Here is a 13,080-nt window from a genome sequence, read left to right on the forward strand (position 1 = left end):
AACTTCAGAACGGCTAGACAATGTCCTGGCTCTTGGCAAACCGGGTGATGGCGCGCTGGGTGCCGCGGTTGGCCAGGACCTGGATGATGGTGCTCACCGAGGCCGAGATCAGCGCGAACGTCAGCGCGGACTGCAGGCTGGTGGGGATGTCCTCGTCCTTGCCGGTGGGCGGCTTCCGGCCGGTGGACTTTTCCCAGATGGTATTGACCAGCTTGGTCCCGACGAAGCCGGCGCCAAGGCTTATGCCTGTACCGAGCAGCTTGATGAAGAGATTCATTCGGTGTACTCCTTGCGGGCGGAAAACGGACTGTACCCAGCCTAACCGCCCATTCTGCGGCAACGGCACAGCGACGGCGGCGGAGTCCGGGTGCGTCAGTTGACTGGTGGTTCCGTCCGGAACTTGATCATTTTGTGGGTTCCATCGCAGTAAGGCTTGATCGCTGAGGCGCCGCACCGGCACAGCGCCACGGTCTGGCGCTGCCGCGGGACGGGGGCTCCGGACGGCGTCACGATTTCGAAGTCGCCCCGAACAATAAGCGGGCCGTCGGGGCACACCACGATCGAGCTTTCGGCGGGTTCCTGGTTCATGGCTGCTCCTTGGGTACGTTGGCGGGCTTCAAATAGTGGTAGTGGGACCCCAGCTTGCCGCGGTGCCGGCGCCGAAGTTCGGCTTCCGAGTGGGCTGCGGTCTTGAGCCGCGCCCCGGCGTAAGGCACACCGCCGGCGAGCCTGAACCCAAGGGCTATCCAGATGCAGGCGGCCCGTTCCAGGACCCACAGCGGAGCGAACAATGTGGCCGGGAAGGGGAAAACTGCCCTGCCGGAATGCCGCCGTCGTCCCGTCTCGGCGATGAGGACCGGGGCGGCGGCCAGTGCCAGGAGGGCGGCCCGACGGCGGCCGGCGGGAAGGCGGGCAGCGCAGGCGATCACCGGGAGCAGGGAAAGTTCGACGGCGAGGCGCCGCGGCTGGGCGAAGTCGTCGTAGGCCTGGCGTGTGCGCTGCTTGAGGAAGTGCCGGAACTTCGGCGGCCTGCGGGGAACCATCAGATCAGGGACAATCCTTTCCCGGCCGCCGGCGGCTTTGACGGTGCGGATCAGCTCAAGGTTCTCGAACAGCACCGGATCGTAGCCGCCGGTAGCCAGCAGCGCGCTCTTGCGAACCGCCAGGGTGCCGGGGTAGTCCGCCGACCAGGCCCGGTTGATCAGGGTCCGCGCCGTATCGCACCAGGCATGCCACGGCAGCGGATCAAAGTAGTTCTGCGGCCGCACAATGTCCGCCGAGCTGAGGTGACGGACGACGGCGGCGAGCGACTCGCGTGTGTAGCGAACGTCGTCGTCGGCTATCACCAGCAGTTCCGCCGAGGAGGCGCGCACGCCAGTCATAACGCCGGCCACCTTGCCGTTACCGGCCGCGCTGTTACCGCTACCGCCGGCGCTGTCGCTTGCGGGCTCGGGACGGATGTGGCGCACTCCGGGCGGAAAGGCGGCCCGGTGCCGCTCGAACAGGCCAGGGGCGGAGCCGTCCACCACGGTGACCGGGATCCACCGAAGAAGCCGCTCGAGGTAGGCCGCAAGGTCCTGCAGCTCCGAATCCCGTTCCGACTCGGCAGTCCACCGCAGTGGCAGGATGTACTCCGCGGACGGCTCGACGGACGGGGTGCTCATGCTGCCGCCGATACGGCCCTCAGCGAGGTCACTCCATTTTCCCAGCTGGCCAGGAGGTGCGTGGAAAGCCTGCCGTCGATGGCCATGGCCGCCGTCGCCCCGAACAGGACGTCCGCGAGCAGCCCGGGCTCAGCTTCCACCAGGCCGCCTGCGAGGTCGCGCCCGGCGATCTGCTCGTGGACGGCGTCGGCTTCCACGTGCTCATCGAAGTAGTGGGTCACATCCGCGTCGAAGCCGTGCCGCCGGAAGCCGTTGCCATACAGCCGGTTGGGTTGGGAGGAGGTCATCTCGTAGAGGGCCAGGTGACCGGTGATGGCCCCGCGGAGCCGGCGGTTCAGCCCGAAGAGGGACATCATGTTCACCGCGGCGAGGGAGACGGCGGGGACAGCGTCGACGTATGCGCCGTACTGGTCGTCCATACCCAACCCGCGCATGGTGCGGGCGAACAGTGCGCTGTGCATCCGTTCGGCGCGTCCGCCGCCGTACTCGTCGGCCTGGATTTCCACGAGGGCAGCCTTGGCCCTGCCGGTGAGGCGGGGGATGGCCCAGGTGTGCGGGTCCGCTTCCTTGAGCTGGTAGATGGACTTGTGGACCAGGAACTCCTGGAGCTGGTCCAGCGTCGCCTTTTTGGCCACGAAGCGTGAGACGCTGGGCCCGGTGTCGCTGGCAGCGAGGCCGAACAGGATGTCCGCCACGGCGTCGCTGGTGAGCTCCGCGGCGGGCGGAAGGGTGATCTCTCCGGCGGCGGAGGCGGCGGAACGGAGCGCCGCCTCAAACGGCCGCTCCATGAGGCGGCGCACCCGGATCAGCCCGGGTTCCCACTCCCACTCGTCACTGATCCCTTCCAGCCCCGAGTAGTGCAGCTCGTAGAGGCAGAAGAGGGCCAGTTGGACGTCGTCGTCACCAATGATGTCAGTGGAAGCTGCCACTTCGGGTGCGGCCAGCAGGCGCAGTTCCTCGACGGCGGCGGCACCCTCGCCACTGCCGAGCGTGCAGGTGAGGGCCCGAAAGAGGGCTCTGGTGATGGGACCTCGAGGTTCGGGGATCTTCATGGTGCTCCTTTGGGTGGGCGGCGCTGCTGCGTCTTCGACAGCGGGTTCGGTGGGCGTTCAGGTCTGGTCGTGCTCGTCCGCGTCCAGCACCGGGCGGTCCATGGCCGGGCTGGCGGGAAAGGTCTTTGTGGCGGGAACGGTCTTTGGCGACAGCAGGACGGCAAGGGCGATCATGGCCAGCCCCAATGCCAGGTGCAGCCAGTTGTCCGCATTGTTTTCGGGAAGGAAGTTGGCCGGCAGGTCATCGCCCATCAGCAGGCCGTACAGCCAAAGGAAGAGGTAGGCGACGCCCCCGTAAATGAGGAAGTTCCGCCCCTGCCGGTGCGTCCCGGCCATCACCAGGGCCGCGATACCGGATGCGAGGTGGACGGCATTATGCAGCACTGACACTCGGAAAATGCCGAACAGCTCTGCTTTAGAGCCGGGTCCGGCGAGGCCCAGGGAATCGAAATTGGCGGTAATGCCCGGAATGAATCCCAAAATCCCCAGCAGCAGGAAGACGATGCCCGTGGCAAGTGTGGCCTTCTGCAGGCCCGTCCTCGCTTCGGTGGCGCGGGTGCTGACCGCCATATGCTGTACTCCTCAAAAGCCGGGAACAACATAGTAAGCATGATTACTAATAAAAGCTAAGCACGCTTTCTACCCGGAGTTCACTCCTCTGGGCTGTTCCAGGCGTAAGGGTTGGCGTGGTGCCCACCGTGGCGGCCCTGTTCATACCCCTGCTGCCAGGCCTTCCCGACGGCGGCCACAAGTTCTGCGAGCAGGGGATAGTAGGGATGGTCGGGGCCAATGTAGATCATCTCGTCCTCTGCCTTGTCCACCGCAGCCCGCACTTGGTTTTCCCCCAACGGACTGCTCACGATGCCCCTCCCCGCCGCCGAAACTTTGCCGCCTGGACGGCGTTAGTCAGCGCCCATGGAACCAAGAACTTCGCGCAGGGCCCGGACCACCAGGTTGTGGTCCTGCACCTGGGGAAGCCCCGAAACAGTCACGGTGGCCACAGCGCCCACCCCTGCGACATACACCGGAAAGGAGCCCCCGTGGGCCGCGTACCGGCTCTGGTCGAACCAGGCGTGGTCCTCGATCCTGCCGCCGCGGAGCCGTCCGCGCAGCCCCACCAGCAGGGACGGCACTTCGTAGCGGGCGGCGGTGCGCTGCTTGGCCCGGATCCAGTGCTCGTTGTCCGGGGTGGCTCCGGGCAGGGCTACATGGAACAGGACCTGGTCACCCTTGGTGATGTCGATGGCGATGGGGAGTTGGTCCTCCTTGCCAAGTTCCACCAGCAGCAGTCCAAGGTTCAGTGCGTCGTCGATGGAAAACCGGGGGAACTGGAGCTCGCGGATTTCTCCCTCAATCCGCGCGATGAGGGCCTGCAGGGAGCCTTCAGGCTGGGTGTCATCGGAATCGGGATCGAACTCGGTCACATCCGGCAAATTGGCGGTCATGGCCCACAATCTACCCCTCCGCCGGTGTAAACTGGACCACGCCCAGCAGGGCAATTTATCTACCTACAGAATCATTCAACGACAGGGGAGCGCCGCCGTCGGGCATCACTGGCCATGCCAGGATCCGCAGGTGGGCGCTGAGAGTGCGGACAGCCGCAGACCCTCGAACCTGATCCGGTTAGTACCGGCGCAAGGGAGTCGAGTTCTCGAAGTCCGGCAACGGCAGTCAGTGCCCTTGCCGCGCTTTCCCCTCCTGTTCCTCAGGAGGATCACATGGCAACAACAGCAGTAAAGAAGACCACCAGCAAGTCTTGGCGCGTCGTGGACATCGTGGTGGCGGCCTTGATCGCCGTCGCGGGCGGCGTCATTTTCTGGGCGTGGTCCCAGGGATCCGCCGCAGTCTCAGCTCCCATGAACGCCGTCTACCCGCCCCTGACCGGCCTGATCGCCGGCGGCTGGATGATCCCCGCCGTGCTGGGCATGCTCATCATCCGCAAGCCGGGCGCCGCGCTGTTCTGCGAAACCGTCGCAGCCACCGGCGAGCTCCTCATGGGGTCGCAGTACGGTGCCTCAGTTCTGTTCTCGGGCTTTGTCCAGGGCCTGGGCGCAGAGATCATCTTCGCCATCTTCGTGTACAGGAAGTTCAACCTGCCGGTATCGCTGCTGGCCGGTGCCGGCGCCGGCCTGTTCTGCGGCCTGAACGACTCCTTCGCCCCGTGGGGCTGGAACATCGCCTACTCCGGCGGCGACAAGCTGGCCTACATCATCTTCACAGCCATTTCCGGAGCGGTTATCGCCGGTGCGCTGTCCTGGATCGCCACGCGCGGCCTGGCGAAGACCGGAGTCCTGGGCTCGTTTGCCTCGCGGAAGGCAGCAACGGAGCCAGTCTTCTCCTGATGACAGCTCCCTCCCATCACCGGGCGTCGGCTGCGGTGCGTCCGGCTGCCATCAGCGCCCGCGGTTGGGGCTGGCGGCATGCCGGACGTGCCAAGCCTGCGGTCCGTGCCCTTGACCTGGACATCCAGCCAGGGGAGCGCGTGCTCCTCCTCGGCCCCTCCGGCGCGGGCAAGTCCACCCTCCTCCATGCCTTGGCGGGAGTCCTGGGCGATGTTAACGACGACGGCGAGGCAGGCGAATCCGACGAGTCCGGTTCGCTGCTGGTTGACAGGGCCTCTCCCCGGGAGCAGCGCGGCCGTGCCGGCCTGATGCAGCAGGACCCGGAGACGCAGGTGGTCCTCTCCCGGGTGGGTGACGACGTCGCCTTTGGCGCCGAGAACCTCGCCGTACCTCGCGACAAAATTTGGACTCGTGTTCACGAGGCGCTGGACGACGTCGGCCTGTCCCACCTGCCGCTGGACCACCCGACGTCGGCCCTGTCCGGCGGGCAGAAGCAGCGGCTGGCGCTCGCGGGCATCCTTGCCATGCGGCCGGGGTTGATCCTCCTCGACGAGCCGACAGCCAACCTGGACCCTGCCGGGGTGCTGGAGGTCCGCGACGCCGTGGCGCGCTGCCTGAAGAAAACCGGGGCAACCCTGGTGGTGGTGGAGCACCGGGTGTCCGTGTGGAAGGACCTGGTGGACCGGATCGTGGTGCTGCAGCCCGGTTCGTCCACGGAGTCCGCCGTACTTCTGGACGGGCCGCCGGACCGGGTGCTCAGCGAGGCCAGGAGCATGCTTATCTCCGCAGGAGTTTGGGTGCCGGGTTACGTTCCGGAAACCAGGCAGCGCACGGAGAGCCCGGTTCCCGGGACCGGTGATCTCCTCCTCGCCGCGGAGGAACTGGCGGTTTCGCGGGGCCGTGCCCGTCGACAAGGGTTCCGGAAGCTGCCCCCGGTGCCCGTGCAGCAGGGCATCTCCGCGCAGGTCCGCGCCGGGCAGGCGCTCGCCATCACGGGTCCCAACGGGGCAGGAAAATCGACTTTTGCCCTGACTCTTGCCGGTCTTTTGGAGCCGGTTGCCGGCAAGGTCTCCGCCACCCTGGCGCTGAGCCGGGGCGCCGGGATTGATCCTTACCGGTGGAAGGCGGAGCAGCTGATCGAACGCGTGGGGACCGTATTCCAGGAGCCGGAGCACCAGTTCGTCACGGGGAAAGTGCTCGACGAACTCCTCTTCGGCCCGCGTCATCTTGGCCACGGGGAAGAGCGCGTGGACGAGCTGCTGGAGCGGTTGCGGCTGACGGAGCTCGTTAACGCCAACCCCTATACGTTGTCGGGCGGGGAAAAGCGGCGGCTCTCGGTGGCCACGGTCCTGGCCGCGCATCCCCAGGTCCTTGTCCTGGACGAACCCACGTTCGGCCAGGATGCCAACACCTGGGCCGAGCTGGCCTCGTTCCTGTCCGAACTCCTCGATGCCGGCACTGCAGTGGTGTCGGTGACCCATGATGCCGAGTTCACGGCAGCCCTGGGCGGGACGGAGCTGCGGATGGCTGCGGCGCGGGCGGCTGCATCATGAGGCAGGAAATGACCCTGCAGGCAAACCGCGCCCTGCTGGTCCGAGCCAACCCGCTGAGCAAGTTCGCTGCTGTGTTCCTGGTGACCGCGGTACTGGCACTCTCCATTGACTGGGTATCCGCCTCGGTGGCGCTCGTCTTTGAGCTCATGTTGTTCCCGCTGGCCGGGCTGACTCTCACGCTGCTCTGGCAGCGCGGCTGGCCGTTGATCATCGCCGCCGCCGTGGGCGGCTGGAGCACCTCCATCCTGGCGCCGGACAGCGGAAAGACGCTGATCGACGTCGGCCTCTGGACCATGAGTGAAGGATCGCTGGAGCTGGGGGCCGGTTTTATGCTGCGCGGGCTGGCGATTGCGCTGCCTGCGGTGCTGCTGATGAGCTGTACCGACCCCACCGACCTGGCCGACGCGCTGGCGCAAAAGGCGCGGCTCCCGCACCGGTTCGTGCTGGGAACGTTGGCAGCCATGCGCCTGGTGGGACTGCTGGCTGATGAGTGGCAGACCATCGGCATGGCCCGCCGCGCGCGCGGAGTAGGCTCGCGGGGCAACGTGCTGCAGCGGGTGAAGGCGACGCTGGGGCAGAGCTTCGGACTCTTGGTCCAGGCGATCCGGCGTGCGTCGCGCCTGGCCGTGACCATGGAGGCGCGCGGCTTCGGTGGCGGAACCCGGACGTGGGCGCGCGAGTCTACATACAGCTGGTTGGATGCCTGGGTGCTGGGCGCCGGGGTGCTGATGGCCGGTGCAGCCTTTGCAGCTGCCCTCTGGGCAGGAACCTGGAATATGGTGTGGCTGGGAAGTTGACGCGGGGTCTGGCCTGACTTTTGTGTGTCAGCGCAGGCGGCCGGCCTGAGGTTGTGGGGGCTTTGGGATGAATCTCAGAAGCAGGAGTAGTCGTAGTCAAACCCGCGGGACACGAACTGCGTGAGGCTGACTTTGCCGCCGGCAGTCAGCGGCGGGTTGGAGCAGTTGCCCTTGGCCCCGGTCACGGTGCGTGCCCCGGCCAGCCAGCTGGGCAGTGAGTACAGGTTGCTCGAGCTGCTGACGGTTCCCACGATCTGGCTCCATTGGGAGCCTGTCGAATAGATGCCTACTCCCTGGGCGTTGATGCTGCGGAAGAACGCCGTCATGCCCTCCAGGACTGCACGGTTGGCGTCCTTGTCCGAAGTGGACCAGCTGTTTCCGGTTTCCACGTCCAGCCACCAGACATAGCCGGCGGGGTTGCTGATGCCGCGGATGTAGGCGTCATCCCACGCCTTGGCATAGCCGTACATGTAGGCACATGCTTTGCCGTAGTCCTGCTGCTTGCATGGCCCGTAGGGGTTACGGACGGGGGTCCCGGCGGGATACTCGTCGCTGCTGGGCCACCACGAGCCGGCACTGCCCGGGTTGGCGGTGTTGACGTACAGGGAAACCTTAGGCTGGGCGGTGCCGCCGGACGATGTCGCGGCCCACTTAAGCTGTTCCGTCAGGCAAGGGTTGGTGGTGTTCGCCAGGCCGTTGTTGACACCCACGATCCCGAACGCCTGGCCCTTGGGAAGGTCCTTGCCGCACTGGGGCCAGGACACGTCATTGGCAAGGAGCGACTGGGTTCCCTCGCCGGGGGACGGCGCTGCGGACGCCGGGCAAGCAGGGATCAGGAGCATGGCCAGCAGCAGAGCAGCCCATGCGGCCACCCCTCGCGTGCGTGGTAATGTCCGCAGCATGGCAACCTCCATGGGTGCTGAGGGGAGAGATCTTCCCAGTGTCCTCGTTGCGGCGAGCAGGGTCAAGAATTTGTTGTCACCCGATTTCTATCGCATGTAGCGGGTAAACGTTCTCCAAACCTTCCAGAGTCGGGCCCTTTGAGCCGACGCTAACTCATTTATGATATATTTTTCGCATGACGCAGGAGACCGCCGAACACGTTGCCGCCATGCTTCGGGACGCCCGGAGTGAAAAAGGATGGACCCAGGGCCAGTTGGCTTCGGAGCTCGGCACCAGCCAGAGTGCCATTGCCCGGATGGAGCAGGGCAAGCAGAACCTGAGCCTGAAAATGATCCAGCGCCTCGAAACCATTTTTGGCAGAAGCATCGTCAACGTGGGTAAACCGCAGATGACGCACCTTCGCGTGGAGGGCGGCCGGACCCTGTCCGGTGCTGTGGACGTCAACAGCAGCAAGAATGCCGGCGTCGCATTGCTGTGTGCCAGCCTTATCAACAGGGGCACCACCGTACTCCGCCGCCTTGCCCGCATTGAGGAAGTCAACCGCATCGTGGAGGTGCTCACCAGCATCGGCGTCGAATGCACCTGGCTTAACGACACCGACCTTCAGCTCCGCCGTCCGGAGGTCCTGGAGCTGGACGCCATGGACGTGGAGGCAGCCCGCCGCACCCGCAGCGTCATCATGTTGCTGGGACCCCTGCTGGATGAGTCCTCCGTGTACCGCCTTCCGTATGCTGGCGGTTGCGACCTCGGCACCCGCACCGTGGAGCCGCACATGCAGGCGCTGCGCCAGTTCGGCCTCAGCGTGGAAGCCACCCAGGGTTTCTACGCCGTGCAGGCCCCGTCTGCCGATACCCAGGACCGTTCCTTCGTGTTGACCGAGCGCGGCGATACCGTCACCGAGAACGCCATCATGGCAGCGGCGCACCGGGAGGGGACCACGGTGATCCGCAACGCCAGCCCCAACTACATGGTGCAGGACCTGTGCTTCTACCTGCAGATGCTCGGTGTCAGCATCGACGGCGTGGGTACCACCACGTTGAAGATCACCGGCCGTTCGATGATCAATGCGGAGATCGAATACTTCCCGTCAGAGGACCCCATTGAGGCCATGAGCCTCATTACCGCCGGTATCGTCACCAATTCCGAGGTGACCATCCGCCGGGTGCCCATCGAGTTCATGGAGATTGAACTGGCCACACTGGAGCAAATGGGCCAGCGGCTGGAGATATCCGAGGAGTACGTGGCCCGCAACGGCCGGACCCGGCTGGTGGATGTGACCACCAAACCGTCCGAGCTGCACGCTCCCGAGGACAAGATCCATCCCATGCCGTTCCCGGGCCTGAACATCGATAACCTGCCGTTCTTTGCCGTGATTGCCGCAAATGCGAACGGGCAGACCATGATCCACGACTGGGTCTACGAAAACCGGGCAATCTATCTCACGGAGCTGAACCGGCTGGGGGCGCAGGTGCAACTGCTGGATCCGCACCGGATCTACATCAACGGGCCCACCAGGTGGCGCGCGGCGGAGGTTGGCTGCCCGCCGGCGCTCCGCCCGGCGGCCTGCCTGCTGCTGGCCATGCTGGCCGCAAGGGGCGTGTCCGAGCTGCGGAACATCTACGTCATCGAGCGCGGTTACGAGGACCTGGCGGAGCGGCTCAACACCATTGGGGCCAAGGTGGAGTACTTCCAGGACTGACCATTCACGCTTCGTCATGAAGTGTTGAAGGCCCTCAAAATGCCCTGCCCTGTCGCAGAATGTGAGTATGCGTACATTCGGCGTCGAGGAAGAACTCCTGATCGTTGATCCGGAGAGCGGTGAACCGTTGGCCTTGGCTGATGCACTGCTGTCCGGGCGCCGAATGGCAGCTGACGACGCTCCTGACGATCCGCAGGGTCCGGACGCCAAGGGCGGCCACGTTCTTAAGGCCGGCGACGGGATGGGCCTGAGCGCCGAACTAAAGCTGGAGCAGATAGAGACCCAGACGAGGCCATGCCTGGAATACGCAGAGCTTCTGGAACAGATCCGGGCCGGCCGGGCGCTTGCGGACAAGGCTGCCAAGAAGAACAATGCACGCGTGGCGGCCCTGGCCACCTCGCCGCTGGGGCTGTCCAGCCACACCACTCCTGATCCCCGCTATGCCAAGATGCTGGAACGGTTTGGCCTGACCGCACAGGAGCAACTGACGTGCGGCTTCCACGTACACACCTACATCGAGTCGCACGATGAGGGCGTGGCAGTGCTGGACCGGATCCGCGACAAGCTGGCCGTGCTCACTGCCCTCAGCGCCAATTCACCCTTTTGGAACGGTCTGCAGACCGGCTTCGAGAGCTACCGCACGCAGGCGTGGAACCGCTGGCCCACTGCCGGGCCTTCAGGAATCTACGGGAACTACTCGGCCTACCGGAGGGTGGTCTCCCGTCTCCTGGATACAGGCGTGATGCTGGATGAAGGGATGCTGTACTTCGACGCCCGCCTGTCCCGGAACCATCCAACCGTTGAGGTGCGGGTGGCGGACGTTTGCCTTCGGGCCGAGGACGCCGCGCTGATCGCCGTCCTGGTGCGGGCGCTCGTTGAGACTGCCAGCCGGGAGTGGCACGACGGCGTGGATCCCGCTCCCGTGCCCACAGTCATTTTGCGCATGGCGTCCTGGCAGGCAAGCAGTGAAGGACTTGGCGGAGAACTGCTGGACTTTGGGACTTTCCGGCCGGCGCGTGCCACGGATGTGGTCCGCTCACTGGTGGACTATCTGGCGCCGGTATTGCAGGAGCAAGGTGAACTTGCCTTGGCCCGGCAAGGGGTTGAGGACATTATTGCGCGAGGAACCGGGGCAGTTGAACAGCGGCGGGTCCGGGACAGGACTTTGGCAGCCTCAGCACCCGGCGATCTTGGTTTCGGGGCTGTGGTCAGGCACGCAGTGGACGTCACTATGCGCGGCGCCCTGGATCTTTCCACGGTGGATGACGCGCCGGAACTGCTGCGTGTCAGGCAGTCCTAGTGGCCCGAGAGTTTCAGGCTATGGGGTTTCAGAAGATGGAGCGTTTCTGGGGACGGCGAAGCACTCGCTGAGCCAGCGGTGCCAGTCCGGAAAAGGATCTTTGGGCAGTTTCGGCGGGTGGGCGTAGAAGTCGGCCCAGATGGGATCGTCCGGCGGGTAGTCGGAGGGATCGTGAAGGTCGTCATCGGCTGGTTCTTCAAACGGCGGGTCAACGTCGAGGGAGTCCATGAGTCCGGGCGGCCATTGTGGTGGTTCGTGGTCGGGTTGTTCGGCTTTGTAGTGTCGGCCGGTGGGTGAGGTCCAGCCGGGTGGTTCGGTTCCGGTGGCTGGGGTGGGTTCCCAGCCGCTGTTGTGTTTGAGGTGGTGGTGCTTGGGGCAGAGCTGGGCCAGGTTGCTGAGCCCGGTATGTCCGCCGTGTTGCCACGCGGTGAGGTGGTCTGCCTCGTTGTCCAGGGATGGGTTGTTGCAGCCGGGGAAGGTGCATTTTCCGTCCCGGAGCTGCAGGGCCTTTTTCATGGCTTTGGTGAGCCGGTAGCTGGTGCGTCCGATTTCCAGCGGTGCCCCGTCCCGGGGATCCACGAGCACCCGGTAGAAGGAGCTGGCACCGTCGGCGACGAGTTTTCGAGCCATCGAGGCGGGGATTGGACCGTGGCCGTCCAGGTTTGCCGGTTCGTCCGTGATGTCGAATAGGGCGAGTACCGGCACGGTCACCAGGACGTCCACCTTGGGTGCCGGGACGTTGCCCAAGCCGGCACCTGCGTGGGTTTCACGCGGCTTGCCTTGTCCCGCGCCGCTTTGTCCTGTGTTGCTTTCTTGTGTGCTGGTTTCCGGGCCGGGGTGAATTGCGGTTCCTGCGCGGAGGAGCAGGCTGGCGGCGATGTCGGGGCGGAGTTGGGTGATGGTGCGGGGTTCGTCGGGGCCTTGGAGGCCGCGGGCGAGGGCGGTGGTGCGGTTCCAGATGGCTGAGGCCTGGTCCGCCGGGACGTAGAGGGAGAGCCAGGCCATGCCGTCGCGGTCCGGGGTGTATTCCATCCGCCGGTCGGCGGCACTTTTGGTGTGGCGTTTTTCGAGGGATTCGGGGTGGTGGCGTTCGCGCCAGTTACGGACTCTGGTCCGGAAGCGTGAGGGTACGAGTTCGCCGGCGGCGGCTCCCCGGGCCGGGTGAGGGTTCAGGACATGGGCCACGAGGGCGGCCGCTCCCGTGGGGCTGAGGCCTTCGGTTTCGTCGGCGATGATTTTGGCGTGCATCCAGGAGATGGTCCCGGCGGAGAGGGCGTCCATGGCCGGCGGCAGGGCGGTGAGTTGCCGGGATTGGGTGATGAGTGCTCCGGCGGCGGGGGAGCTGACGGTCAGGACCCCGGCGATTTCCTCGACCGCGGACATCTCGGCGTAGGTCCGTTCGTGCACGGGCGCTTCCGGCGGGATCATCGCGTGCTGGATCTCGATGGCCTCGGATGCGTCCCGGGCTTTGACGGCGGCGATCTGGGCTTCCAGCTGCTTCGTTACCGCCATCCGCTCCAGCCGGATCTCATACTGCCGCTGCAACACATCCACAACAGCGCCGCCACCGGCGCCGGCGTCACTTTCCAGCTGGTGATCTTCGAGGAACAGCGCATCGAGCCGGGCAGTGGAGGCCTGAATGCCCTCCATCGCTGCTGCCCTGCTTTCGCCGTTTCCCATGCCAATATCTTCTAACGGGGGTCCGACAATTTGAGGGGCGGTAGGCTGACCGCTGGAAAATCCTGGAAGCTTTTTTCTGAGCGATTAGTT

General features: G+C 65.5%; 14 protein-coding genes and 1 riboswitch. Of the genes, 5 read left to right on the forward strand and 9 right to left on the reverse strand.

Going from position 1 to position 13,080, the window contains the following annotated elements:
• Positions 1-13 precede the first annotated feature (13 nt).
• The 7 genes from QF038_RS00495 to QF038_RS00525 form a co-directional block, all read right to left on the reverse strand.
• Positions 14-277, reverse strand: coding sequence for a DUF4235 domain-containing protein (locus tag QF038_RS00495; protein ID WP_091421849.1), 264 nt, complete (start codon positions 275-277; stop codon positions 14-16).
• Between the two features lie 95 nt (positions 278-372).
• A complete protein-coding gene (locus QF038_RS00500; protein ID WP_307607686.1) occupies positions 373-588 on the reverse strand; it encodes a CDGSH iron-sulfur domain-containing protein in 216 nt (71 codons plus the stop codon).
• Entirely contained in the window at positions 585-1,664 is a 1,080-nt protein-coding gene (locus QF038_RS00505) for a glycosyltransferase family 2 protein (RefSeq protein ID WP_307607688.1), read from the reverse strand. Before QF038_RS00505 ends, QF038_RS00500 begins: the two co-directional genes overlap by 4 nt.
• Positions 1,661-2,716, reverse strand: a complete 1,056-nt coding sequence (locus QF038_RS00510; RefSeq protein WP_307607690.1) for an iron-containing redox enzyme family protein — start codon at positions 2,714-2,716, stop codon at positions 1,661-1,663. The genes QF038_RS00505 and QF038_RS00510 overlap by 4 nt, the downstream gene beginning before the upstream one ends.
• A gap of 57 nt (positions 2,717-2,773) precedes the next feature.
• Positions 2,774-3,286: a DUF4383 domain-containing protein gene (locus QF038_RS00515; protein WP_307607692.1), complete on the reverse strand. Its 513-nt coding sequence runs from the start codon at positions 3,284-3,286 to the stop codon at positions 2,774-2,776.
• Positions 3,287-3,366: 80 nt separating this feature from the next.
• Positions 3,367-3,576 (reverse strand): hypothetical protein, encoded by a 210-nt coding sequence (locus tag QF038_RS00520; RefSeq protein WP_307607695.1) that lies wholly within the window; start codon positions 3,574-3,576, stop codon positions 3,367-3,369.
• 42 nt (positions 3,577-3,618) lie between these two features.
• On the reverse strand, positions 3,619-4,161 hold the full coding sequence (locus QF038_RS00525) for a heme-degrading domain-containing protein (protein ID WP_307607697.1): 543 nt from the start codon (positions 4,159-4,161) through the stop codon (positions 3,619-3,621).
• A gap of 73 nt (positions 4,162-4,234) precedes the next feature.
• Positions 4,235-4,375, forward strand: a riboswitch (TPP riboswitch).
• 59 nt (positions 4,376-4,434) lie between these two features.
• Between QF038_RS00525 and QF038_RS00530 the strand changes: the two genes are divergently transcribed.
• Genes QF038_RS00530 through QF038_RS00540 form a run of 3 tightly spaced genes read left to right on the forward strand, consistent with a single transcriptional unit; the run spans position 4,435 to position 7,408 of the window.
• Complete coding sequence (locus QF038_RS00530) at positions 4,435-5,058, forward strand: ECF transporter S component (protein ID WP_307607699.1); 624 nt, start codon at positions 4,435-4,437, stop codon at positions 5,056-5,058.
• Positions 5,058-6,611: an ABC transporter ATP-binding protein gene (locus tag QF038_RS00535; RefSeq protein WP_307607701.1), complete on the forward strand. Its 1,554-nt coding sequence runs from the start codon at positions 5,058-5,060 to the stop codon at positions 6,609-6,611. Before QF038_RS00530 ends, QF038_RS00535 begins: the two co-directional genes overlap by 1 nt.
• Entirely contained in the window at positions 6,608-7,408 is an 801-nt protein-coding gene (locus QF038_RS00540) for an energy-coupling factor transporter transmembrane protein EcfT (protein WP_307607703.1), read from the forward strand. Before QF038_RS00535 ends, QF038_RS00540 begins: the two co-directional genes overlap by 4 nt.
• A gap of 74 nt (positions 7,409-7,482) precedes the next feature.
• On the opposite strand, the gene QF038_RS00545 is transcribed toward QF038_RS00540, so the two are convergent.
• Complete coding sequence (locus QF038_RS00545) at positions 7,483-8,310, reverse strand: hypothetical protein (RefSeq protein WP_307607704.1); 828 nt, start codon at positions 8,308-8,310, stop codon at positions 7,483-7,485.
• 176 nt (positions 8,311-8,486) lie between these two features.
• On the opposite strand from QF038_RS00545, the gene QF038_RS00550 reads away from it, so the two are divergent.
• Complete coding sequence (locus tag QF038_RS00550) at positions 8,487-10,010, forward strand: UDP-N-acetylglucosamine 1-carboxyvinyltransferase (protein ID WP_307607706.1); 1,524 nt, start codon at positions 8,487-8,489, stop codon at positions 10,008-10,010.
• Between the two features lie 67 nt (positions 10,011-10,077).
• A complete protein-coding gene (locus QF038_RS00555) occupies positions 10,078-11,310 on the forward strand; it encodes a glutamate--cysteine ligase (RefSeq protein ID WP_307607708.1) in 1,233 nt (410 codons plus the stop codon).
• An 18-nt stretch (positions 11,311-11,328) separates the two neighbouring features.
• Here the strand turns inward: QF038_RS00555 and QF038_RS00560 are convergent, their stop codons facing one another.
• Positions 11,329-12,990, reverse strand: coding sequence for an HNH endonuclease signature motif containing protein (locus QF038_RS00560; RefSeq protein ID WP_307607711.1), 1,662 nt, complete (start codon positions 12,988-12,990; stop codon positions 11,329-11,331).
• Positions 12,991-13,080: the final 90 nt, after the last annotated feature.

Source organism: Pseudarthrobacter sp. W1I19 (genome assembly GCF_030817835.1).
Lineage (GTDB): Bacteria > Actinomycetota > Actinomycetes > Actinomycetales > Micrococcaceae > Arthrobacter.